This is a genomic window from Actinoplanes flavus (genome assembly GCF_017592555.1).
GTDB classification, from domain to species: Bacteria; Actinomycetota; Actinomycetes; order Mycobacteriales; family Micromonosporaceae; genus Actinoplanes; species Actinoplanes flavus.
Genome location: NZ_JAGFNS010000035.1, coordinates 1 through 22,179 on the forward strand (window position 1 = coordinate 1; position 22,179 = coordinate 22,179).

General features: G+C 73.0%; 21 protein-coding genes. 11 read left to right on the forward strand and 10 right to left on the reverse strand.

The genetic code is table 11. The features are described 5' to 3' along the window. Positions 1 to 139: 139 nt before the first annotated feature. The gene (locus J5X75_RS37145; protein ID WP_208472293.1) at positions 140 to 856 is read right to left on the reverse strand and encodes an SDR family NAD(P)-dependent oxidoreductase; all 717 of its coding nucleotides are present in this window, start codon (positions 854 to 856) and stop codon (positions 140 to 142) included. 160 nt (positions 857 to 1,016) lie between these two features. Between J5X75_RS37145 and J5X75_RS37150 the strand changes: the two genes are divergently transcribed. Continuing rightward, positions 1,017 to 2,393 (forward strand): serine/threonine-protein kinase, encoded by a 1,377-nt coding sequence (locus J5X75_RS37150; protein ID WP_208472294.1) that lies wholly within the window; start codon positions 1,017 to 1,019, stop codon positions 2,391 to 2,393. A 123-nt stretch (positions 2,394 to 2,516) separates the two neighbouring features. Beyond that, positions 2,517 to 4,094 (forward strand): MFS transporter, encoded by a 1,578-nt coding sequence (locus J5X75_RS37155; protein ID WP_208472295.1) that lies wholly within the window; start codon positions 2,517 to 2,519, stop codon positions 4,092 to 4,094. Positions 4,095 to 4,144: 50 nt separating this feature from the next. On the opposite strand, the gene J5X75_RS37160 is transcribed toward J5X75_RS37155, so the two are convergent. Genes J5X75_RS37160 through efeU form a run of 4 tightly spaced genes read right to left on the reverse strand, consistent with a single transcriptional unit; the run spans position 4,145 to position 8,821 of the window. Continuing rightward, positions 4,145 to 5,554 (reverse strand): MFS transporter, encoded by a 1,410-nt coding sequence (locus J5X75_RS37160; RefSeq protein ID WP_208472296.1) that lies wholly within the window; start codon positions 5,552 to 5,554, stop codon positions 4,145 to 4,147. Positions 5,555 to 5,607: 53 nt separating this feature from the next. Continuing rightward, the gene (gene efeB, locus J5X75_RS37165; protein WP_208472297.1) at positions 5,608 to 6,855 is read right to left on the reverse strand and encodes an iron uptake transporter deferrochelatase/peroxidase subunit; all 1,248 of its coding nucleotides are present in this window, start codon (positions 6,853 to 6,855) and stop codon (positions 5,608 to 5,610) included. After that, positions 6,852 to 7,985, reverse strand: a complete 1,134-nt coding sequence (efeO, locus tag J5X75_RS37170; RefSeq protein ID WP_372451009.1) for an iron uptake system protein EfeO — start codon at positions 7,983 to 7,985, stop codon at positions 6,852 to 6,854. Before efeO ends, efeB begins: the two co-directional genes overlap by 4 nt. Positions 7,986 to 7,993: 8 nt before the next feature. Then, on the reverse strand, positions 7,994 to 8,821 hold the full coding sequence (gene efeU / locus J5X75_RS37175; RefSeq protein WP_208472298.1) for an iron uptake transporter permease EfeU: 828 nt from the start codon (positions 8,819 to 8,821) through the stop codon (positions 7,994 to 7,996). Between the two features lie 132 nt (positions 8,822 to 8,953). Here efeU and J5X75_RS37180 point away from each other — a divergent pair, with 132 nt between their 5' ends. Beyond that, complete coding sequence (locus J5X75_RS37180) at positions 8,954 to 9,880, forward strand: M48 family metalloprotease (RefSeq protein WP_208472299.1); 927 nt, start codon at positions 8,954 to 8,956, stop codon at positions 9,878 to 9,880. On the opposite strand, the gene J5X75_RS37185 is transcribed toward J5X75_RS37180, so the two are convergent. Beyond that, positions 9,857 to 10,225 carry a BlaI/MecI/CopY family transcriptional regulator gene (locus J5X75_RS37185; protein WP_208472300.1) on the reverse strand — a complete coding sequence of 123 codons (369 nt, stop codon included), beginning with the start codon at positions 10,223 to 10,225 and terminating at the stop codon, positions 9,857 to 9,859. The genes J5X75_RS37180 and J5X75_RS37185 overlap by 24 nt on opposite strands. 80 nt (positions 10,226 to 10,305) lie before the next feature. Here J5X75_RS37185 and J5X75_RS37190 point away from each other — a divergent pair, with 80 nt between their 5' ends. From J5X75_RS37190 to J5X75_RS37205, 4 genes are all read left to right on the forward strand, one after another. Continuing rightward, entirely contained in the window at positions 10,306 to 10,860 is a 555-nt protein-coding gene (locus J5X75_RS37190) for a hypothetical protein (protein ID WP_208472301.1), read from the forward strand. A gap of 66 nt (positions 10,861 to 10,926) precedes the next feature. Continuing rightward, a complete protein-coding gene (locus J5X75_RS37195; protein WP_208472302.1) occupies positions 10,927 to 11,961 on the forward strand; it encodes an AraC family transcriptional regulator in 1,035 nt (344 codons plus the stop codon). A gap of 18 nt (positions 11,962 to 11,979) precedes the next feature. Continuing rightward, on the forward strand, positions 11,980 to 13,440 hold the full coding sequence (locus tag J5X75_RS37200) for a flavin-containing monooxygenase (RefSeq protein ID WP_208472303.1): 1,461 nt from the start codon (positions 11,980 to 11,982) through the stop codon (positions 13,438 to 13,440). After that, a complete protein-coding gene (locus tag J5X75_RS37205; RefSeq protein WP_208472304.1) occupies positions 13,437 to 14,591 on the forward strand; it encodes a zinc-binding dehydrogenase in 1,155 nt (384 codons plus the stop codon). Before J5X75_RS37200 ends, J5X75_RS37205 begins: the two co-directional genes overlap by 4 nt. An 85-nt stretch (positions 14,592 to 14,676) precedes the next feature. On the opposite strand, the gene J5X75_RS37210 is transcribed toward J5X75_RS37205, so the two are convergent. Genes J5X75_RS37210 through J5X75_RS37225 form a run of 4 tightly spaced genes read right to left on the reverse strand, consistent with a single transcriptional unit; the run spans position 14,677 to position 16,522 of the window. Continuing rightward, complete coding sequence (locus tag J5X75_RS37210) at positions 14,677 to 15,282, reverse strand: hypothetical protein (RefSeq protein ID WP_208472306.1); 606 nt, start codon at positions 15,280 to 15,282, stop codon at positions 14,677 to 14,679. A 45-nt stretch (positions 15,283 to 15,327) separates the two neighbouring features. After that, positions 15,328 to 15,687 (reverse strand): hypothetical protein, encoded by a 360-nt coding sequence (locus J5X75_RS37215; RefSeq protein WP_208472308.1) that lies wholly within the window; start codon positions 15,685 to 15,687, stop codon positions 15,328 to 15,330. A gap of 37 nt (positions 15,688 to 15,724) precedes the next feature. Then, on the reverse strand, positions 15,725 to 16,348 hold the full coding sequence (locus tag J5X75_RS37220; protein WP_208472309.1) for a PadR family transcriptional regulator: 624 nt from the start codon (positions 16,346 to 16,348) through the stop codon (positions 15,725 to 15,727). A 12-nt stretch (positions 16,349 to 16,360) separates the two neighbouring features. Next, entirely contained in the window at positions 16,361 to 16,522 is a 162-nt protein-coding gene (locus J5X75_RS37225) for a hypothetical protein (protein ID WP_208472310.1), read from the reverse strand. Between the two features lie 70 nt (positions 16,523 to 16,592). Between J5X75_RS37225 and fxsT the strand changes: the two genes are divergently transcribed. The 4 genes from fxsT to J5X75_RS37245 all read left to right on the forward strand — a co-directional run bounded on the left by fxsT (position 16,593) and on the right by J5X75_RS37245 (position 22,164). Then, positions 16,593 to 19,325: an FxSxx-COOH system tetratricopeptide repeat protein gene (gene fxsT / locus J5X75_RS37230; RefSeq protein ID WP_208472311.1), complete on the forward strand. Its 2,733-nt coding sequence runs from the start codon at positions 16,593 to 16,595 to the stop codon at positions 19,323 to 19,325. A gap of 192 nt (positions 19,326 to 19,517) precedes the next feature. Next, a complete protein-coding gene (locus J5X75_RS37235; RefSeq protein ID WP_208472312.1) occupies positions 19,518 to 19,712 on the forward strand; it encodes an FxSxx-COOH-like cyclophane-containing RiPP peptide in 195 nt (64 codons plus the stop codon). 5 nt (positions 19,713 to 19,717) lie between these two features. Further along, entirely contained in the window at positions 19,718 to 20,923 is a 1,206-nt protein-coding gene (locus J5X75_RS37240) for an FxsB family cyclophane-forming radical SAM/SPASM peptide maturase (protein WP_307798505.1), read from the forward strand. Next, positions 20,920 to 22,164 (forward strand): HEXXH motif domain-containing protein, encoded by a 1,245-nt coding sequence (locus J5X75_RS37245; RefSeq protein WP_208472313.1) that lies wholly within the window; start codon positions 20,920 to 20,922, stop codon positions 22,162 to 22,164. The genes J5X75_RS37240 and J5X75_RS37245 overlap by 4 nt, the downstream gene beginning before the upstream one ends. The last annotated feature ends 15 nt before the right edge of the window (positions 22,165 to 22,179 follow it).

Consider the following 22,179-nt stretch of genomic DNA (forward strand, 5'->3'; position numbering starts at 1 on the left):
CCAAGCCTTGATCGCCCTGGCCCGCCGCCTGATCGACGTCATCTGGGCCCTGCTGCGAGACGGCCGTGAGTTCCATCCCTCACCGCCGATCACGCCGTACGCGGCTTGACATGGTCATTGAAACTCCTTCTCGTCGTCCTCAACGGAGATTCAGGCCGCCGTCGAGCAGAATCACCTCGCCGGTCAGGTACCGGTGCCCGATCAGCATGGCGATCAGATCCGCCACGTCGGCGGGCTGCGCGGCCCGGCCCATCGGGCTCGACGACTTCCACAGTTCCTGCGCGGCCGTCCAGTCGGCGGTGAGCGGCGTGTCGACCAGCCCCGGCGCCACGGCGTTCACCCGGACCCGCGGGCCGAGGGCGGCGGCCAGCAGCTTCGTCACGTGGTTGAGGGCGGCCTTGCTCGCCGCGTACGCGATCGAACTGCCCTTGGGTCGCACCCCCGCGTGGCTGGTCACGTTGACGACGCAGCCGTCGGCGGCCCGCAGGTGCGGCAGCGCCGCGGTGCACAGCACCCACGGGGCGATCAGGTTGACGTCCAGCAGCTTGCGCCAGTCGGCGGGGGTCAGCCCGGCCAGGTCCGCGTGTGGCACCGGCCAGGAGATCCCGGCGTTGTTGACCAGCACGTCGAGCCGCCCGTGCCGCTCGACGACCGCCGGCACCAGACCGGCGGCCGCGTCGTCGTCGGAGAGATCGGCCTGGTGATACGTCCCGCCCAGCTCCGCGGCCAGCGCCACCCCGGCGTCCCGGCTGGCCCGCGAGTGCACCGCCACCACGAACCCGTCCGCCGTGAGCCGCCGCGCCGTAGCCTCCCCGATCCCCGAAACCGACCCGGTAACCAGTGCCACCCCACGCATCACCACAGCCTAGGCGAGGCGGCGCGGCCTCTCGGCGACCATGCCGTACCTCCGAAATGGATCCGTTCGGAGTCAGGCCTTTGGTGCAGGTCGGCACCATCCGGCCGGTCGATGCCCGAGGATTGGCCGGGACCGTGACGGGAGCCCTAAGCTGTCCGCCGTGTCGGCTGACGTGTTGCGGGCTGGGGTCCGGCTGAGCGATCGGTACCGTCTCCATCGGCGGCTCGGCGCCGGCGGGATGGGCGAGGTGTGGCTCGCCGTCGACGAGGTGCTGCAACGCTACGTGGCGGTGAAGGCCATGCTGCCGGGCCTGGACGCCGACCCGGATTTCGGGCGGCGCTTCACGGCCGAGGCCACCTCGATGGCCCGGATCAACCATCCGGCGGTCGCCTCCGTGCACGACTTCGGCCACAGCCTCGGTGTCGCCTTTCTGGTGATGGAGTTCGTCGACGGCGAGTCGCTCGCCGAGCGGCTGAAGCGCGGCCGTCTCGGGCCGGCGGAGACGATGCTCCTCATCGCGCAGGTCGCCGACGGGCTCCAGGCCGTCCACGGGCAGGGCCTGGTGCATCGCGACATCAAACCCGCCAACCTGTTGGTACGCCCGGACGGCACCGTGGTCATCACGGACTTCGGCATCGCGCGCCACGAGGACGCCGGCCGGCTGACGGTGTCCGGCGCGGTTCTCGGCACTCCCACGTACCTGTCGCCGGAGCAGGTCCGGGGCGAGCCGGCCGGACCGCGCAGCGACCTCTACTCGCTGGGCCTGGTCGCCTACGAGTGCCTGGCGGGGGAGAAGCCCTTCGTCGGCGACAACCCGTACGCCGTGGCGCTCCAGCGGCTCCAGTCCGGCCCCCGCACGATGAAGGTGCGACTGCCGATCCCGGTTCAGGCCGTGGTCGAGCGGGCTCTCGCCGTCGACCCGAAGGACCGCTGGCAGTCGGCGGCCGAACTGGCGGCCGCCGCCCGGGCCGCGGTGGCGGACCGTGCGCCGGTGACCGCTCCCGCCGTACGCCGCTCCCTGCTGCCGTTGGTGCTCTCCGCTGTCGCCGTGATGGCGCTGGCCGTCGCCGGTCTGGTGGTCCGGGGCAGCCGGCCGGACACGAACCCGGCCGTCACCCCGACCACCCTCGAGGAGGGGCTCACCCAGGAGCGGCTGCCGGTGCGTTTCACCACCTGCGCCGGCGGCTTCTGCCCGGTCGAGCCGATGTGCTGGGCCGGTCTGAACGTCAGTTCCGGGGTGCCCGAGTCGCCCCGGCGGCTGGACTGCGCGGCCGAGCACGTCTGGGAGACGTACGCCGCGGTCGACGTCCCGCCCGGCGGTGTCGTGATCGACGACGACGATCCGCTGATCGAGAAGTCGGAGATCGCCGTCGCCTGTGGCGAGGAGTTCATGGCGGCCCGCAGCCACCATCCGGACCGGACCCGCGGCTGGGTGCGTGAGGCCTGGCCGATCAAGGTCGGCGAGGACACGCTGCTGCACTGCATCGCCCGTCCGGTCGGCGGCGAGGCGACCGGAGCCTTCTTCAAGAGCGCATAGTGCCGACGGTCACATCGACGGCAAGCTGCTCCTCGAGGGGTTGCGGCCCGAAGGTCTCCTGGCTCTGATCCGGCCGGGGCGTTGTGCGAGATTACGGCCCCGGCCAGGGGTAATGATCGGGGCATGACCTCCACGTGGGCGCCGCTGCGGATCGGCGTGTTCCGGATGCTCTGGTTCGCCGTCCTCGGCAGTCAGATCGGCACCTGGATGCAGACCGTCGGCGCCCAGTGGCTGCTGCTCGGTGAGCCGAACGCGGGCACCCTGGTCTCGCTCGTGCAGACCGCCGCCACCCTGCCCGTACTGCTGCTGGCCCTGCCGTCCGGGGTGCTCGCCGACTCGTTCGACCGGCGGCGTCTGCTGATCTACGTGCAGCTCTTCCAGCTCGGGACCGGGGTGATGCTGACCGCGCTCACCATGGCCGGCGAGATGATCCCGCCGCTGCTGCTGCTCCTGACGTTCGCGCTGGGCTGCGGCACGGCGATGACGAGCCCGGCGTACCAGGCGGTGATCCCGGAACTCGTGCCCCGCCCGCTGATCCCGTCGGCCGCGGCGCTCGGTGCGATCAGCATGAACCTGGCCCGCGCCATCGGCCCGGCCATCGCCGGGGTGCTGGTCGCCCAGGCCGGGCCGGCCGCCGTCTTCGCGATCAACGCGGTCTCGTTCCTGGTCTTCGCGATCGCCCTGCTGCTCTGGCGGCGCGACCCGCAGGACGGCGTCGCCGAGCCGTTCCTCGCCGCGCTGCGCGCCGGCGGCCGTTACGTGCGCTATGCGCCGATCATGCGACGGCTGCTGCTGCGCAGCGTCGTCTTCGTGGTACCGGCGATGGCCCTCTGGGCGCTGCTCCCGCTGGTCGCCAGCCGCCGGCTCGGTCTCGACGCGAGCGGGTACGGCCTCCTGCTGGCCGCCCTGGGCGTGGGCGCCGTCCTCGGGGCGCTGATCCTGCCCCGGCTGCGGGCGGTCCTGTCCGGCACCGGCATGCTGGCCGTCGCGAGCGTCACCTACGCCGTCGTCCTGGCCGTCCTGGCCGTCGTCCGGGAGCCGGCGATCGCCGTGATCGCCCTGGTCCCGGCCGGCGCCGCCTGGATGAGCGTGCTGTCCAGCCTGAACGCCGAGGTGCAACTCCTGCTGCCCGGCTGGGTCCGCGCCCGGGGGCTGGCCGGCTACCAGACCGCGTTCTTCGGCAGCCAGGCCCTCGGCTCGCTGGCGTGGGGCGTGGCCGCCGACCGGATCGGCCTGGCCCCGACGTTCCTGATCGCCGCCGGCCTGACCGCGGCCGGTGCGGCCAGCCTGCCGTTCGCGCCGCTGATCCCGTCCGGCCACCTGAACCGGGACCCGGCCACCCCGTGGCCCGAACCCCGGCTCACCCACGAGCCGGACCCCGGCGCCGGGCCGGTGGTGGTCGAGGTCGCGTACACGATCCCACCGGACCGGGAGGCCGAGTTCCTGGAGGCGATGAGCGACGTCCGCCGGTCCCGCCTGCGTACCGGCGCGGTCCAGTGGGGCGTCTTCCGTGCCGGTGAGACCTCCGGCCGGATGGTCGAGCTCTACGTCGTCTCCAGCTGGGACGAACACCTGCGCCAGCACGACGGCCGTCTCACCGGCGCCGACGCCGCCTACGACGAGCGCGCCCGCGCCCTCTCGACCACCTCACCCGAGGTGGTGCACATGCTGCACGCGCCGGTCCGCCACCGCCGCCGCTGAGACCCGGCCCTTTCCCGGTACGGGTGACCCGTTCGAGACAGCGGCGCCTCTCAGCGGATCTCGGCGACGGGGACCGGAGGAGCGGTGGGCCGCGGCGCCGTCCGTGGGGTGCGGAGGTCGAGGGCCGCGCACGCCGCCGAGGCGGTCATCATGGTGAGGCAGATGGTCAGGGCCGCGGTGACGTCGTGGGCGGCCACCATGATGCCGGTGACGGCGGCCATCGCCAGGGTCGCCGAGATCCGCTGGGAGACCTGGAGGAAGGCGCCCGCCAGGCCGGCCGCTCCGGCCGGCGCGTGGGCCAGGGTGAGGGCCTGGTTGGGGGAGAGGACCAGGCCGCCGGCGACCCCGGCCGCGAACTGGGTGCACATCAGCGCGGCGCTCAGCCCGGACTCGGGAACCGTGTGCAGCACGGTGATCGTCGCCCCGACCGCCGTCACCGCGCCGGCCAGCGCGCCGACCACCGCGGACCGGCCGAAGCGGGCCACCAGCCGCCAGCTCTGCGAAGAGGCCGCCGCGAAGCCGATCGCGCCGGGGATCAGGGGGAGCGCCGCGTCCAGCGCCGACCAGCCGAGGCTCTCCTGGAGGTGGAGGACCAGCACCAGGTTCGCCGACAGCGACGCCCCGAACTGGAACATCGCGGTCAGTGTGCCCAGGCTGAACCCGCGCGAGCGGACCAGCTCCGGCATCAGCACCGGGGTCCGGCCGGAACGCGCGTAGCGGCGCTCCCACCAGCCCAGCCCGGCGAGCGCCACCACCGCGACCAGCGGCCACACCGCCACCGGCGGGCCGGATCCGCCGGGCAGCACGAACGGCAGCAGCAGGCACAGCGTCACCGTGCCGAGCAGCGCGAGCCCCGGCAGGTCGAGTGTGGTCCGGTGGGCGTGGTCCGGACGGCCGGCGGGCAGGAACATGATCGCCAGCGGCACGGTGAGCAGCCCGAACGGCACCCCCATCAGCAGCACGAGCCGCCACCCGTGGTCGTCGCCGAACGCGCCGAGCGCCAGCCCGCCGGTGAGCGGCCCGAGCACCGCCGCGATCCCGCCCACGGTCGAGTACGCCCCCAGCGCCCGGGCCCGGTCCCGGCCGGTGAACAGGTCCTGGATGATGCCGTACACCTGGGGGTTGACGATGCCCGCGCCGGCGCCCTGGGTGAGCCGCGCGACGGCCACCACCCACGCCTCGCTCGCGGTCCCGGCGACGGCGCCCGCCACGGCGAACACCGCCATGCCGCCGACGAAGAACCATCTGCGCCCGTGCGCGTCGCCGAGCCGCCCGGCCGGGACCATCGCCAGCCCGAAGGTCAGCGAATACCCCGCGATGATCCATTGCAGGGTGGCCGGGCCGGCGCCGAGCGACTCCCGCAACGCCGGCACCGCCGTGTTGAGACTGGCCTGGTCGACCAGGGTGGTGAACGCGGCGGCGAGACAGACGGCGAGGGCGAGGGCGTTCCGGCGGGGCACCCACCGAATCTATCGAGTACGGCCCATGCCCGGGTGGTGGCCGTTACCACTCCTCAGGTGAACAGGCCGCTGCCCCAGAAGTCGCCGGAGCCGGTGACGCCCGGCGGGCAGGCGAACAGACCGCTGGACACGTGCCGGATGTACTCGTTCATCTCGTCCTGGGCGGCCAGGCTGCGCTGCACCGGGATGAACGCCTTCGCCGGATCGCGCTGGTACGCGATGAAGAACAGTCCCGCGTTGAGCCGCCCCAGCCCGTCCGACCCGTCGACGAAGTTGTAGCCGCGCCGCAGCATCCGCGCCCCGTTGTTGGTGTCCGGGTGGGCCAGCCGCACGTGCGCGATCTTCGGCATGATCGGTTCGCCGTCGTCGCCGACCGAGGTGAGGTCGGGTTCGTCGAACTCGCCGGCCAGCCCGATCGGCGCGCCGCTGCCCTTGTGCCGCCCGACGATGGCCTCCTGCTCGACGAGCGGGGACCGGTCCCACGTCTCGACCAGCATCCGGATCTTGCGGGTGACCAGGTAGGACCCGCCGGCCATCCAGTCCGGCCCGTCGCCGGGCTGCACCCACAGGTGCTCGCGCAGCAGGTCGTCCTGTTCGGCCTTGAGGTTGCGGGTGCCGTCCTTGAACCCGAACAGGTTGCGGGGCGTGGCCTGCCCGGTGGAGGTGGACGACGTACGCCCGAAGCCCAGCTGCGACCACCGCACACTGACCACGCCCATGCCGATGCGGGCCAGGTTGCGGATGGCGTGCACCGCCACCTGCGGGTCGTTGGCGCACGCCTGGATGCCGATGTCGCCGTCGGACAGTGCCGCGTCGAGGGTGTCGCCGGTGAACCGGGGGAGCGGCGCGAGCGCCCCGGGCTGCCTGCCCGCCAGCCCGAAGCGGTCGCGCCCGTCCGCGGTCCGGAACAGGGTCGGCCCGAACCCGATGGTGAGCGTCAGCTGGGACGCCGGGAGGCCGATGGCCTCGCCGGTGTCGTCCGGCGGCGCCTCGGGGAGGCCGGCCACCGCCCCGACCTCGCCGGCGTCCTTTCCGGCGGTCATCCGGGTGGCCGCGACCGTCCAGTCCTTCAGCAGCTGGATCAGCCGGTCGCGGTCCTTGGTGACGACGTCGAAGGCGACGAAGTGCAGCCGGTCCTGGGCGGGCGTGACGATGCCGGCCTGGTGGGGGCCGTGGAAGGCGACCGCGTCGGAGAACGAGGCCGCCGGTTCGCCGCCGGAGAGGAGGGCGGCCGTGGCGCCGGCCGCACCGGCGGCGCCCAGGCCGCCGATGACCAGCGCCCGCCGGGAGACCGGGCTCACGACTGCTTGGCGACCACGGCCGCCACCCGGCTGATCGGCTCGGCCAGCGCGTTGATCGCGTCGGTCAGCTCCTTGAGGTCGGCCTGCGACAGCTCGTTGTGCAGCTTCCAGCCGTCCCCGTCGCGGTGCTTGCCGAGGGCCGCGTCCACGTTGGCGAACTCCGCGTCCAGCGTCTTGACCAGGGCCGCGTCCCGCTCCTCGAGGACCGGCCGCAGCGACGCGATCGCCGCCTTGGACCCGTCGATGTTGGCGTTGAAGTCCCACAGGTCGGTGTGCGAGTAGCGGTCCTCCTCGCCGGTGATCTTGCCGGAGGCGACCTCGTCGAGCAGGGCCTTGGCGCCGTTGGCGAGCTGCAGCGGGGACAGCTTCTCGGCGTTGGCCTTCCGCACGATCTCCTTGACGTCGGTGAGGAGCTGGTCGGCGACCGGGCCGGACTGGGAGATGTCGTTCTTCTGCCACAGATCCTGCTCGATCTTGTGGAAGCCGCCGAACTTCAGGCCCTCCTCGGTGACCTCCTCGCGGCCGTCGATGCGCGGGTCGAGGTCGCCGAAGATCTCGGCCACCGGCTCGATCCGCTCCCAGTACGTGCGGGCCACCGGGAACAGCGCCTTGGCCTTGGCCGCGTCGCCGTCCTTGACCGCCGTCACGAACTCGGTGGTCTTCACCTCCAGGGCGGCGGTCTGCGACTTCACGTACCGCGAGTAGCTGTCGGTGGCGGCGAGCAGGGCGGCGTCCTCGGTCAGCGGCGCGGCCGAGCCGGAGACGGTGAGCTGCCCGCGGATGCCCTTGCCGATCATGCCGGGCTTGCAGGCCGTCTCGTAGCTGCCGGCGGGCAGTTCGACGTGCAGGTCACGGGAGAGCCCGGGGGCGATGTTCTCGACCTCGGCCATCACCCGGTCGCCCGCGGCGTACACGTAGAACTCGGTGACCTTCTGCCCGCCGTTGGTGATGGCGAAGACGCTGGTCCCGGCGTCGACCTGGGTGCGGGCGACCTCGCAGGAGGTGTCGGTGGCCTTGACGGTGATCGGCCCGCCCGCGGCGTCGGGGGTGGTGTCGCCGCCGGAGGAGGAGCATCCGGCCAGGACGACGACGGCCGCCGTGAGGGCGAGTGGGCTATAGCGGTGGCGCACGATGTCTCCTAGTGCTGGGGGGCGGGAACCGCGGTCGTAGCGGGGCGAAGGAAGAGCACGAGCACGGGTACGGCGTACGCGATCCAGGCGACCGCCTCCAGGACACTGGCCGTCGGCGTCACGTTGACCATGCCGGTGAGCAGGGCCGTGTACCACGCGGACGGGTCGAGGGCGGCGCTCACGTCGTACGCCAGGGTGTTGAGCCCCGGGAGGACGCCGGACTCCTGGAGGTCGTGGACGCCGTACTTGAGGATGCCGGCGGCGACCAGGATGAGCAGGACCCCGGTGACGGTGAAGAAGACCGTCAGGTTGATCCGGACGGCGGTCGCGTACATCAGCCAGCCGATCGCGACGGCCGTGAGGATGCCGCCGGTGAGCGCGTAGAGCGGCTTGCCGTCGAGGTCGGCGCCCTGCACCGCGGAGTAGAAGATCAGCGACGTCTCCAGGCCCTCGCGGACCACGGCGAGGAACGCCATCACGGCGACCGCGACCGATCCGAGGGCGAGCGCGTCGGTGAGTTTCCCGCGCAGCTCACCGCTGATCGACCGGGCGGCCCGGCGCATCCAGAAGATCATCCAGGTGACGAAGCAGACGGCCAGGATCGACGTGATCGCCTCGAACAGCTCCCGCTGGTCGTAGTCGCGCAGCAGGGTGGTGGAGGTGTAGCTGAGCAGTGCCCCGAACCCGATGGACAGCGCCACGGCGGCGGCGACGCCGGCCCACACCTGGGGGAGGCGGTCGGTGCGCCCGGACTTGACCAGGAACGCGATCAGGATGCTGACCACCAGGGTGGCCTCCAGCCCTTCACGCAGGCCGATGAGGTAGGTGGCGAGCATGACCCTCTTCTCTGATAAGGATTGCCTTACCTTCGTTCTACAGACTGTAGATTAGGTTTGGCTGGCCTCACTGTCCAGGGTCACCGTCACCACGTGCGACACTCCGCATCGAGTCGGTGTAGGGGAGTCGCGGTGTTCGATCATTTCGTGTGGGAGATCCTGATCTGCCCGGTTCTGGTGGTGGTGGCGATCCGCTACCTGGCCGACCGGCTGCGCCCCGAGGCCGCCGCGTTCCTGCTGGTCACCTCACTGACCGCGGCCGCGGCCGGCTGCCTGGTGACGCTCGGCGCCTTCGCCCTCAAGGCCGTCGCGGAGCTTCCGCTCACCGCGTCCCTGCTGCACCTTTCCGACGCGTACGTCCGTGCCGACACCGACAGCGAACCCTGGGTGTCCTGGCTCTCCCTGGCGCTGCTGCTGGCCGCGCTCACCGGCGTCGCCCGGGTCTGGCGCACCCACCGCCGGGACACCGCCTACGCCCGCCGCTACATCGGCCTGCCCACCGTGGACGGTCAGGTCGTGGTCCTCGACGACGACCGCGCCGAGGCGTTCGCGGTCCCCGGCGGCGACGGCCGGATCGTCGTCACCACCGGCATGCGCGACGCCCTCGACGACGTCCAGTACGCCGCCCTGCTCGCCCACGAACGCGCCCACCTGCGTTCCCGGCACCACCGGCTGGTCCTGCTCGCCCACCTGTCGGCCGCCGTGCACCCGGTGTTTCGCCTGCTCACCCGGCACATCGACCACCTGGTGGAACGGGCCGCCGACGAGCGGGCCGCCGCCGAGCTAGGCGACCGCCGCGGGATGGCCCGGGCCATCGCCACGGCCGCCCTGGTCAGCGACAGCACCCATCGCGTCGGCAGTCTCCGGATGGCGCCGCCCTCACCCGACCTGAGCCGCGCGGGCGCCGTACCCCGTCGTGTCGCCTCGCTGATCACCCCGCGCCGCAACCATCCGCTCCCGGCCCTGGCCGTGCCGGCGGCGATAGCCGTCTTCTCCCTGGCCTGGACCGTCGAATGCGTCATCGACCTGGGCGAGCTACTGATCGCCGCCCGGCTCTAGCAACCGGCGCAGCAGCTCCTCGTCCCCCGGCTCCAGACCGGCCACGAACCGGCGCAGCACGGTGGCCCGGTCGGTGCCGGCGCCCAGGGCCGCGCTCATCCGCTCGGCCGCGACCGACGCCTCGTCGGTGAGCGGCGCGTACCGGAACGACCGCCCGTCGCGGAAACGGGCCGCCCGCCCCTTCTCGTGCATCCGGGTCAGGATCGTCACCACGGTGCTGTACGACAACGGCGCACCCAGCCGCGCCTGCACCTCCCGCGGCATCAACGGCTCGCTCGCGGCGACCAGGACACGCAGGATCTCGGATTCCAGGGCGCCGGCGGGGCGGCGTGCATCGGGCGGCACGCACGCAGCCTACTGATCGTTCCGGTTGCGAACCGAGGCTAGAGTGCCGACATCCATGATGATCGTTTCGAGAGGCTCGCATGCGCGGCGTTCTGATCCCCAGCCTTGTCCTCACGGCCCTGCTGCCGACGGCGTCCTGTGGATCCTCGCCGGACTCCGCCCCACCCCCACCTCCACCCGCACCCCCATCGGCGCCGGTCACCTCGTCGCCCGTCCCCGGTGGATCCGCCCCGGCACCGGTGCACAACCCGGCCCTGGCGGGGCTGTTCACGTCGGCGCAGGCGTGTGAGGTGGCGGACGGCGCCTACAGCACTCTGGACACCGAGCCGCAGCGGCACATCCGCGACGGCGTGGCGGCCGAGCGGCGCGGTGACAAGGCCGCCGTGGCCCGATCCCTGGAGGCGCTCCGCCCGCTGTTCTACGGCCTCGCGGCGACCTTCTCCGACGCGGCGGCCAAGGTCACCGACCCGGCCCTGCAGGCTGCCCTGGACGAGCTCGCCGCGGCGGCGGAGAAGGAGACGACGTTCACCACCTTCGCCGAGTTCGACCAGATGCAAGGGCTGACCGCGCCCGCCGAGGCGGTACTGAAGCTCCAGTGCTCCCGGGCCGGCTACACGCTGAAGAACCTCACCTGAGCACTGCCACCGCAACGGCGGCCGGAAAGTGTTGACGGGCCCCGCCCGGGTCCCGAGACTGCTGCCATGGCGACCGTCCGCGCAGCCGGGATCCGGGGCTTCGCCGGGGTCGTGCGCGGTCTCGGCGCCGACCCGGCGCCGCTGGTGCGCGCCGCCGGCCTGGACACCGCCGTCCTCGACCACGACGACGTGCCGATCGCCGACTGGCGGCTGGCCGCCCTCCTGCAACACTCGGCCGAGCGGCTGAACTGCCCCGACCTGGGCCTGCGGATGGCCGCCCGGCACGACCTCGACACCCTCGGGCCGCTCGCCGCCCTGCTGGCCAACTGCCGGACCGGCGCCGACGCCCTGGCCGCCACCGAACGCTACCTGGCCGTGCACAGCGACGCCCTGTCCGTCGACCGGATCGCCGACCCGGACGGCCGCCCCGGCGTCACCGCGCTGCGCTACCGGCAGACCCGGGCCGGGATCCGGCCGGTGCAGGCCACCGACGCCGGGATCGGGTTCCTGCACCGGGCGATGCGGCGGCTGTTCGGCGGCGACTACGGGCTGATCGACGTCCGGCTGGACTACCAGCCGACCGCGGATCCCGGCGCCTACCGGCGGTTCTTCGGGGCGCCGGTCCGGTTCGGAGCCCCCGAGACACTGCTGCGGGTGCCCGGCGAGCTGCTCACCCGGCCGGTCGCCGGCGCCCGCGAGGACCTGCGCGACCGGGCCGAGTCCTACCTGCGGATCATCCTGCCCCGGGCGGACGACATGATCGGCCGGATCCGGTCGGTGGTGGGGGAGTCACTGGACTTCGGGCCCGTACCCATCGAGGTCCTGTCGAACCGGCTCGCCCTGCACCCCCGGACGCTGCAGCGGCGCCTCGCCCAGCTCGGGACCACGTACGCCGGGATCGTCGACGACGTGCGGCGCGACCGGGCCCGGCTCTACCTGACCGGGACGCGCCTGCCGTTCCACCACGTCTCCTCCCGGCTCGGGTTCGCCGAACAGGCCACCTTCAGCCGGGCCTGCCACCGCTGGTGGGGCGTGCCACCACGCCGGGTCCGCGCACCCGGAAGCCGTATTGTCGGGCTGAGTCAAGTTTCCGGCGGGTGACCGGAGCACGATCACGACATGACGGACTCGCACGTCGACGTGCTCATCATCGGGGCCGGGATCTCCGGGATCGACATGGCCCACCGGATCAGCGAGCGATGCCCGGAGCTGACCTACACCATCGCCGAGGGCCGCGACCGGCTCGGCGGCACCTGGGATCTGTTCCGCTATCCGGGCGTGCGGTCCGACTCCGACGTCTACACGCTGTCCTTCCCGTTCCGGCCGTGGACCGGTGAGAAGTCCATCGTCGACGGCGGTGAGCTGCTCACCTACATCGAGGAGACGGCCCGCGCCACCGGCGTCGACAAGCACATCGAGTACGGCACCCGGATCGTCGCCGCCGACTGGGACAGCGCCACCGCCCGCTGGCGGGTGACGGCCACCCGGGACGGCGAGCGGTTCGCGTACGTGGTGCGGTTCGTGGCCTTCTGCACCGGCTACTACGACTACGAGGACCCGTACGACCCCGGCTTCACCGGCGACTTCGCGGGCCGGGTCGTCCACCCGCAGTTCTGGCCCCCGGACCTGGACCACACCGGCAAGCGGGTCGTCGTCATCGGCTCCGGGGCCACCGCGGTCACCGTCGTCCCGGCGATGGCCCGCGACGCCGCCCACGTCACCATGCTCCAGCGCACGCCCACCTACGTACTGGCCCAGCCGAGCGTCGACGTCATCGGCCGGGGCCTCGCCAAGGTGCTCCCGGCCGGCGCCGCCCACCGGATCACCCGCGCCAAGAACACCGTCATGCAATGGGCCCTGTTCCAGGCCTGCCGCCGCTACCCGGAGCGGATGCGGGCGCTGCTGCGCAAGGGGGCGGTGGCGCAGGTCGGCTCGGCGGACATCGTGGACACGCACTTCCGGCCGCCGTACGACCCGTGGCAGCAGCGGCTGTGCATCGCCCCCGACGGCGACCTCTTCCAGGCGATCCGCTCCGGCGACGCGTCGGTGGTCACCGGGCGGATCGACCGGTTCGTGCCGTCGGGTGTCCGCCTGGAGAACGGCGACATCGTGGAGGCCGACATCATCGTCACCGCCACCGGGCTGCGGCTACGGCTGCTCGGCGGCATCGCGATCAGCGTCGACGGGACGCCGGCCGACCTGTCCCGGTCGCACGCCTACCACGGGACGCTGCTCAGCGGGCTGCCCAACCTGGCCGTCTGCATCGGCTACATCAACCTGTCCTGGACCGTCCGCGCCGACCTGACCGCCCGGTTCGTGGCCCGGCTGCTGCGCCGGCTGCTCGACACCGGCGCCGACAGCGTGGTGCCCAGCCCGCCCGCCGACCTGGGGCCGACCGCGCCGTTCATGGACATGCAGTCCGGCTACCTGGCCCGCGCCGCGCATCTGATGCCCCGGGTGACCAGCCGCTACCCGTGGGCGTTCCGGCAGAACGTGCTGCTGGACTCGTGGGCCACCAACCGGGCCCGGCTCGACGAGGGGCTGATCTTCGGCCGGGCCCGGCAGGAGGTGGACGCGTGAGAGCCGTGATCCTGCACGACGGGCGGTTGACCGTCGGCGAGGTGCCGCTGCCGGAACCGGGGCACGGCCAGATCCGCCTCCGGGTCACCCGTACCGGGATCTGTGGTTCTGATCTTCATGTCCGTCTCGACGCCGAGCCCAGTGCCGATGTGGCCGCCGAGGTCGGCTATCCCGACTTCGTCCGCCGGTCGCACCACGTCGTCATGGGGCACGAGTTCACCGGAACCGTCGACGCGTACGGCCCCGGCTGCCGCCGCCGCTGGAAACCCGGCCGGGCGGTCGTCTCCCTCCCGCTGATCAGGCACGGCGACGACATCCACATGACCGGCATGTCGGAACACGCGCCCGGCGGCTACGCGGAACACCTGCTGGTCTCCGAGGCCGCCACCATGCCGGTCCCGGACGGTCTCGACCCCGATCTGGCCGCCCTCACCGAACCGCTCGCCGTCGCCTACCACGCCGTCCGCCGTGGCGACGTGGCCAAGGACGACACCGCCGTGGTGATCGGGTGCGGGCCGATCGGGCTCGCCGTGATCCTCATGCTCAAGGCCGCCGGCGTCCGCCGGGTCGTCGCCAGCGACTTCTCCGGGCCGCGCCGCGAACTGGCCCGCACCTGCGGCGCCGACGTCGTCGTCGATCCGGCCGTCCAGTCGCCGTGGGAGGTTCTCGGCGATGACGAACGCCTGGTCACCAAGGCCACGGCCCTCTACGGGGCGGGCATCGCCGCGATGGACGCCCTCCAGCGGATCCCCGGCGTTCCGTGGTGGACGGTGATGCGGGCCGGTCAGCGGTTCGGCGCCGGCCCGCGAGGCGCCGCCGTCTTCGAGTGCGTCGGTGTGCCCGGCGTCATCGAGGACATCGTCACCCATGCGCCGTTCCGTTCCCGCGTCGTCGTGGTCGGGGTCTGCATGCGACCGGACACGTTCCGGCCCACCATGGCCAGCAACAAGGAGGTCGACCTGCGGTTCTCGTTCTGCTACGACCCGGCCGAGTTCCGTGGCACCCTGCACATGGTCGCCCGCCGCCGCATCGACCCGCGCCCGCTGATCACCGGAGTCGTCGGCCTGGACGGCGTCGCCGACGCCTTCGACCAGCTCGCCAAAGCCGACAGCCACGCCAAGATCCTGGTCGACCCCCATGCGAAACCCTGATCTCGTACGACAGAGCCGCGCTCTTCCGCCACGCCGTCCTCTGCCGCGACCGCCGGGCTGAGCTGCCCCATCACGCACACCGCCGTCATTCCGCACGGAGGACGGCCACGGCCAGCGCCGCGACGGCGAGGGCCGAGGCGAGGCCGATCGTCCATCGCAACAACGAGTGCCGGACGTAGAAGTCCTCGGCTCGCTTCCGGAACCGCACGTGGGCGGCGATCATCAGCAGCAGGCCCGCTGCCGGGGCGCCCCACCGCGCTCCGGTGACGAAGCCGCTCCCGCCGGGCCCGTCGACGGCTTCGGCGAGCCCGCTGCCACGCAGCGGCAGGAGATTCCAGGCGGCGATCGCCAGGACCGCGGCCACCGCGCCGATCGTGCGGGCCCACGCTCGTGCGAGCCGGCCGCGGGTCAGGGCCAGCGCGAGGAGCGAGGACGCGGTGATGACGAAGAGCAGCCATCCGGCCACCGCCATGCCGCGCGGGTTCCCGGCGGTGGCCGATCGGGCCAGGCCGACGTAGGCATCCGACAACACGGAGAGCGCGACCGGGAAGACGGCGAAATACACGGCGAGGGCCGACGACAGGAGCAGGACGACGCCGAGACACCCGAGACAGCCGGTGGCCGTGCTGTCCTTCCGCTGAGGATGGACTTCGACGCCACGGACCGGCGCGCCGGGTTCATCGGGGGGCATCGCTCGATCATAAGACGGGTGTGCCGGCCGGCCGAGGGTCTTCGGTCAGGGGGCCAGGCGGGACTCGATCGTCCGGGCCAGGCCGTTCACTGCCTCGCGGACCGTCCGGCGGTAGCCGATGAACAGGCGGTTCGCCAGGGGAACCGCCCAGGCGGAGCGCCGGGCGATGTTGTAGACGCGGTAGGTCACCGTCGTCCCGTCCGGGGACGGTTCGGCGCTGATCTCACCGCGATACCACCAGTGGCCCTGGAAGCCGACGATCCCGGGCCGATGGTCGACGTCCACGTAGGAGCGCGCCTCCTCGCCGCCGAGGAACGCGTCCAGCACCCAGCCGTCGTCGATGAGCGCCCGCACCCGCTCGACCCGCGCGCTCACCGGCGCCGAGGCCTCGAACAGAAGCCTCATGACGGTCGTACCCCGGTGTCGTGGTGTGGTGTTCCGGTCATGGTGATCCTCTCCGGGACGCATCCGGTCCGCCGTCCTCGGTCAGGAGCGGCGTCACGTCGGCCACGTCGGCCATGTCGGCGGGCCAGGTGAGCCGGCCGGTCTCGATGTCCGCGGCGAGCGCCGACACCCAGTCGCGCTCGGCGGTCAGCCTGCTCACCTCGTACTCCGCCTCGATCAGCAGGACGCGCGGCAGCTCCGGCACGGCGCGGGCGGCGACCAGGCGCTGCTCCAGCCGGGCCCGGCGTTCGCGCAGCAGCCCGGCCACCGTCTCCGGCGGCAGGCAGCCGGCGAAGCTCAGGGCCGCGGTGAGCAGCGACGAGTCCGGATCCGGCTCGCGCAGCAGCACCCCGATCCACTCCCGCAGCCGGGCCCGCCCCCGATCGGTGAGCGCGTAGACGGTCCGCTCCGGCCGCCCGGCCGCACGCACCACGTCACTGACCCGGATCTCGCCGCCGCCGACCAGCCGGTTCACCGCGTGATAGAGGCTGCGCGGCAACCCGGTGACGAACGTCTTGTGGGTTCTCTCGATCAGGAGATGCATGTCGTACGCGTGCCGCGGTCCGGTCATGAGCAGGGCGAGCACCGTCAGCGATGCCAGATCCCGATCGGCCTTACGCACGTCCCCACCCCCCTATAGCAGGTTGCAGTATTGCAGATCGCCATAGCGGGACGCCACCCGTCGCCCGGCGCAGCGGTAGCGGGCGACCGGTGCGAGAGAGACGTCCACCCCGGACACGCCGGTGACGCTGCGGCCGCGGCGGCCGGGTTGTTGGCGGGTGACCAGGCATGACATTCTTGGTGGTCTCACAGCTGAACCGGCGTGCCATCTCCACAGCCATGCGACGTGCCTCGGAGCGTGCGGAGTGCCCATCGATCTGCCAGGCGTCGACCGAGTGCCGGAAGGCAATCACCGCAAGCTCCTGCTCCGGCTGCACCGGCTGTACAACGTGGCGGGCCGGCCCGCCACCCGGGCGATCAGCCAGATGACCCGCAAGAACCCGCGCCTGGAGCCGGTGTCGCACGAGACCGTGAGCGCCCTGTTCCGCGGCGACCCGCTGCCCGCGTGGAGCAAGATCCGGTCGATCATCATCGTGCTGTGCCGGGCCGCGGACCAGCCGGTCGATGTGGATGAGGAACTGTCCGTCGGTGTCGAACTGTGCTCATCGGCCTCCCGGAACCCGGCGCCCCGGCCGGAACCCGAGCCGGAGCCGGACCCGGAGCCGCACCCGCCGGTGGAGATCCGGCCGCCCGAGCCGGTGGCCGAGGTCATCGTGCATGGCCGGCTTCCCGAGCGGGACCCGTTCTTCACCGGCCGGGAACCCCAGCTCGACCTGATCCACGAGCATCTGACCCGGGATCCGCACGTGCCGGTGGTGGTCCACGGCCCGCTCGGCGTCGGCAAGACGCAGCTGATCGCGGAGTACGCCCGGCTGTACGCCCCGGAGTACCCGATCGTCTGGTGGGTGGACGCGCGGGATCTCGACCGGGCCACCACCTCGCTGGTCGAGCTGGCGAAACGGCTGGGGATCGTGCCGTCGGCGGACCGGCGGCAGACCCTCGACCGGTTGTTCGCCGCGTTCGGCCGGGCCCGCAACTACCTGCTGATCTTCGACGGCGTGCGCAGCAGCGACATCCGCGCTCTGATCCGCACCATCGGCGGCAGCGTCATCGTGACGACCCGGGACGCGACGTGGGCCCGCGACAGCGCCTACCGCGACGTCGAGGTGCCCGACTTCGACCCCGGTGAGGTCGCCCAGTACCTGCGCAAACGTGGACGGGACGCGGCGGCGCCCGGTGCGTTCGGGAGCATGCCGCTGGCGCTCGCCGAGTTCTGCCGGAACCCTTCGGCGCCGTCGGCCGGCGAACCGGTGCTGGCCGAGGTGCGGTCCGCGCTGTCCCGGCTCGGCCCCGACCCGGGCACGGTGCGGCTGCTCACGCTGCTGGCCGGGTTCGGGTCCGGCCCGGTCCTGGTGCCGCTGCTGGCGACGGCCGCCCGCCGGGAGGTGCCGGCCGAGCTGCGTGCGCTGCTCAAGGACCAGATCGCGCTGCGCCGCCGGCTGGCCGCGCTGGTGCAGGCGGGGCTGGCCCGGCGCAGCCCGGAGGACGGCATCGAGATCCCGGCGCTGATCCGCCTCGCGGTACGGGACCTGCTGCCCGACGCGGCCGGCGAGCGCAACCGCGACCACGTGCGGGAGATCCTGGTGGCGGCCGATCCGGGGCATCCGGAGGACCGGCGGACCTGGCCGACCCACCGGGCCATCGGGGCGCACCTCGGTCCGGCCGAGCTGGTCGACTGGCACCATCCGGCGGCGTACCGGACGGTGCGGCACCAGATCCGGTTCCGGTTCCTGGACGACGACATCGCCGGGGCGCGGCGGCTCGGCGAGCGGGTGGAGACGGCCCTGGCGGCGCGGTCACCCTCGGCCCGGACCGACGAGGCGGTGCTGCAGATCCGCCGGTACCACGCCAACGCGCTGCGGGCGGCCGGGCGGTACCCGGAGGCGGAGGCCCTGACCGCGGAGATGACGGCCCGGCTGGCGGCCGATCCGGCGTACACGGATCATCCGGTGGCGCTGGACCTGGCCCGGGGGCGGGGGCACGATCTGCGGATCGCGGGCCACTACCAGCGGGCACTGGAGCTGGACGAGGAGACCCTGCGGGGGCATCTGCGGTTCTTCCCGGAGGACGACTACCGGACCGCGGCCAGCCGGTACAACCGTGGGGTGAGCCTGCGGCTGCTGGGCCGGTTCGGTGAGGCCGCCGCCGACGACGAGGCCGCCTATCTGCGGTTGCAGGCGCGCATCGGCGTACCGGATGGGGCCTTTCATCGTCTTCTGAACGCCATCGCCGAGGACCTGTACGGGCTGGGCCGCTACCGGGAGATCGGGCGGCGGCTGACCGCGGTGCTCACCCACGGCGAGGGCCGGGAGCTGCTGCGGGCCCGCCGGATGAGCGGGGTGGCGGCGCGGCGGCTCGGTGACCCGGGCGGCGCGGCCGAGGAGCTGGCCGCCTGCCATCAGGCCTGCCTCGTGCGGGTCGGGGTGGCCCGCGAGCTGACCCTCGCGGTGGCGATGAGCTGGAGCGGGGCGCTGCGCGAGTTCGGCCGGCTGCGCGAGGCGCTGGACGTCGCGGAACGCACCGAGCAGCAGTACGAGCAGGCGCTCGGCGCCGACAACCCGCTGGTCCAGGTCGCCCGGGTCAACGTGGTGGCGACCCTGCTGGCGATGGGCCGCGCCGAGCCGGCCCGGCAGATCGGCACCGAGGCGTACGTGGCGTTGCGTGGCCGTCTCGGCGCCGAGCACCCGTTCACGGTGGCGGCCGTGACGAACCTGGCGTCGGCGATGGCGCTGGAGGACCCGGCGTCGGCGCGGGGCATCTCCGAGGAGGCCTGGCGCAGCGCCCGCGAGGTCTACGGCGAGTCGCATCCGGACACGCTGCTGGCGGCGGCCAACTTCGCCGCCGACGGCGGCTCCTCTCCGTCGCTGGACGCCGTGCTCGGCGGTCTGCGGCGCAGTCTCGGACCGGGTCATCCGGCCGTTCTGGAGGTGGCGCGGGGCGCCCGCGCGATCGCCCACATCGAACCGCCGTCAGCCTGATCCCGCCTGTCAACTCTTGTCAGAAGGCGTCCGACATCCGAACCGCGGACCGTCCCAGACCGTAGCCTGGGACGGTCGCCCTCGTTTCCCCAGGCGAGCGACATCAACCGCGAATTACCAGGTCAACCACATATTGACAGGGTTTGACAGGGCCTTCCGGCGCCGGAGCCGGGAGCGCCGGAGGAGGTCACCATGAATGCTGCATCGGCGGAGGCGCCCAGCGAGGATCGGTGGATCCCGCTAGCCGATGTGTCCGACCTCCCGATCGAGTCGCTGGCCGCCGAGACGTCCGGAGTGCTCGGCCGCTCGCTGCGGCAGGTGCTCGACGGTCTCGCCGACACCGACGGCGTGATCAGCGCGTTCGGTTCGTTCGTCACCGAGGACTGAGCACCGTGGCCCCGGCGCCGCACGCCGCGGCTCCCTGGCCGTACGCCGAACTGGATGTGGCCGCCGTGCGCGCGGCCGGGCACCGGCCGGTCCCGTTCCGGGAGATGGTGCTCAAGATCCATCAGAGGTGCAATCTGGCGTGCTCGTACTGCTACGTGTACGAGCACCCGGATCAATCCTGGCGTGAGCGGCCCCGGACCATGCCCGACCGGGTGCGCGACGCGGCGCTCACGCGCTTCGCCGCGCACGCGCGCGACCACGGACTCACCCGCGTGCGGATCGTCCTGCACGGTGGCGAACCTCTGCTGTACGGGCGGGAGCGTCTCGCCGAACTCGCCCGGTCGGCGCGGGCGGTGTTCCCGGACGGCTGCCGGGTCGACATCGGCATGCAGACCAACGGCGTGCTGCTCGACGAGCGCATCGTCGCCATGCTGCTGGCCAACGGCATCCAGGCCGGGGTCAGCGTCGACGGGGTGGCCGCCGACCACGACCGGCACCGCAGGACACCGGGCGGCCGGGGCAGCTTCGCCGCCGTCGAACGCGCCCTCACCCTGCTCCAGAAACCCGACAACCGGCCCGCGTACGCCGGACTGCTCTGCACCGTGGCGGCCGGAACCAACCCGCTGGCCTGCTACGAGCAGCTGCGGGCGTTCGACCCGCCGGCCATCGACCTGCTGCTGCCGCACGCCAACTGGGAGTCCCCGCCACCGCCGGTCGACGGGCGCGCCACGCCGTACGCCGACTGGCTGATCGCCGTCTTCGACCGCTGGTACGCCGAGGAGGCGCCACCCCGGATCCGGATCTTCGAGGACGCGATCAACCTGGTCCTCGGCGGCGCGAGCCGTGGCGAGCAGCTCGGCCTCAGCCCGTCCGGCGTGGTCGTGGTCGAATCCGACGGCGCGATCGAGCAGGTCGACGCGCTGAAGAGCGCCTACGAGGGGGCCTGCTCCACCGGGCTGGACGTGCTGCGGCACGACCTCGGCGAGGCGCTCGACCACCCCGGCATCGTGGCCCGGCAGATCGGCCGTGCGGCGCTCGCCGACGAATGCCTGTCCTGCCCGGCCGTCGCCTTCTGCGGCGGCGGCCACTACGCCCACCGCTACCGGCAGGGCATCGGATTCCGGTCGCCGTCCGTCTACTGCGCCGACCTGCTGGCCCTCGTCCGTCACGTCTACGACAGTGTCGCCGCGTCACTCGGGAGAAGATCATGACCGTCGCCGTCCACCGGCTGGCCCCGGACACCCTCACCGCGCTGGCGGGCGGGCTCGGCGGCGCCGAGGCGATCCACGAGCTGCGCCGCACCCGGCTCAGCAAGCACCTGCTGCTCATCCGGTACCTGCTGGGCTCCCACTCTGTCGAACTTCTGGAGCGTGCCCGGCAGGCCGACCCGGCCGCGTTCCAGCGGGTGATCGGGGACCCACTCACCGGCGGCTGGGCGGCCATCACCGGCCGGGCCGTGCTCCAGGGCGAGGCGTCGGCCGGGGACCTCGGATACCTGTCGGCGATCGCCGTGGTCGCGGCCGCCCGCGCCGGCGTCGACGGCTCGGTGACGGTCCCGGTGCACCATGGGCTCGCCGTCCTCCCCGGCGTCGGCGCCGTCGAAGCCGGGGACGCCGCCACGATCGAGGTGAGCACGACCGGGGGGCGGCTGTTCCGGCTCACCGCGGACGGCGTGGTCGAGCTGTCCGGCGGGCCCGGCTGGCTGCCGTTGCGGCGGCTCACCGCCGGCGCCCGGGGGCAGTCGATCGACCTTGCGCTCGACGACCTGCATCCGTACCGGCACGGGCACCACGTGCCGCCCGCGAACCGGCTGCCCGGCGACGAGGTGCGCCGCTGGCAGGAGACCTTCACCGGCGCGTGGACCCTGCTCGCCACCGCTCTGCCGGAACGGGCCGCCGAACTGGCCGCCGGCCTGGAGACGCTGGTCCCGCTGTTGCAGACCGACCCGCGATCGGCCCGCAGCGCCACCATCCGGCACGCCTTCGGTGTCTTCGGCCTGACCCGCCCCGGCACGCCCGCCGACTTCGCGGTCACCCTCGTGCACGAGTTCCAGCACTCCAAGCTGAGCGCCGTCCTCGACCTGGTCCAGCTGACCGATCCGGCCGACGAGCGGCGGTACTTCGCACCGTGGCGTACCGACCCGCGGCCGCTGCCCGGCCTGCTCCAGGGCGTCTACGCCTTCGCCGGGGTCGCCGACACCTGGCGGGCGCTGCGCGGCGTGGTCCCGGTGGCCGAGGCCCGCTTCGCCGAGACCCGGTTGCAGGTGGACCGCGGTCTCACCGCCGTCGAGGAGTCCGGGTCGCTGACCGCCGACGGTCTGCGCTTCGCGGCCGGGCTGCGCCGGACCGCCGACCGGCTGCTGGCCGAACCGGTCCCGGACGGCGTGGCCCGCGACGCGCGCGACACGCTCGCCCGGCTGCACGGCGCCTGGCGGGACCGCAACGGCCGCTAGCCCGCCGGGCCCGGC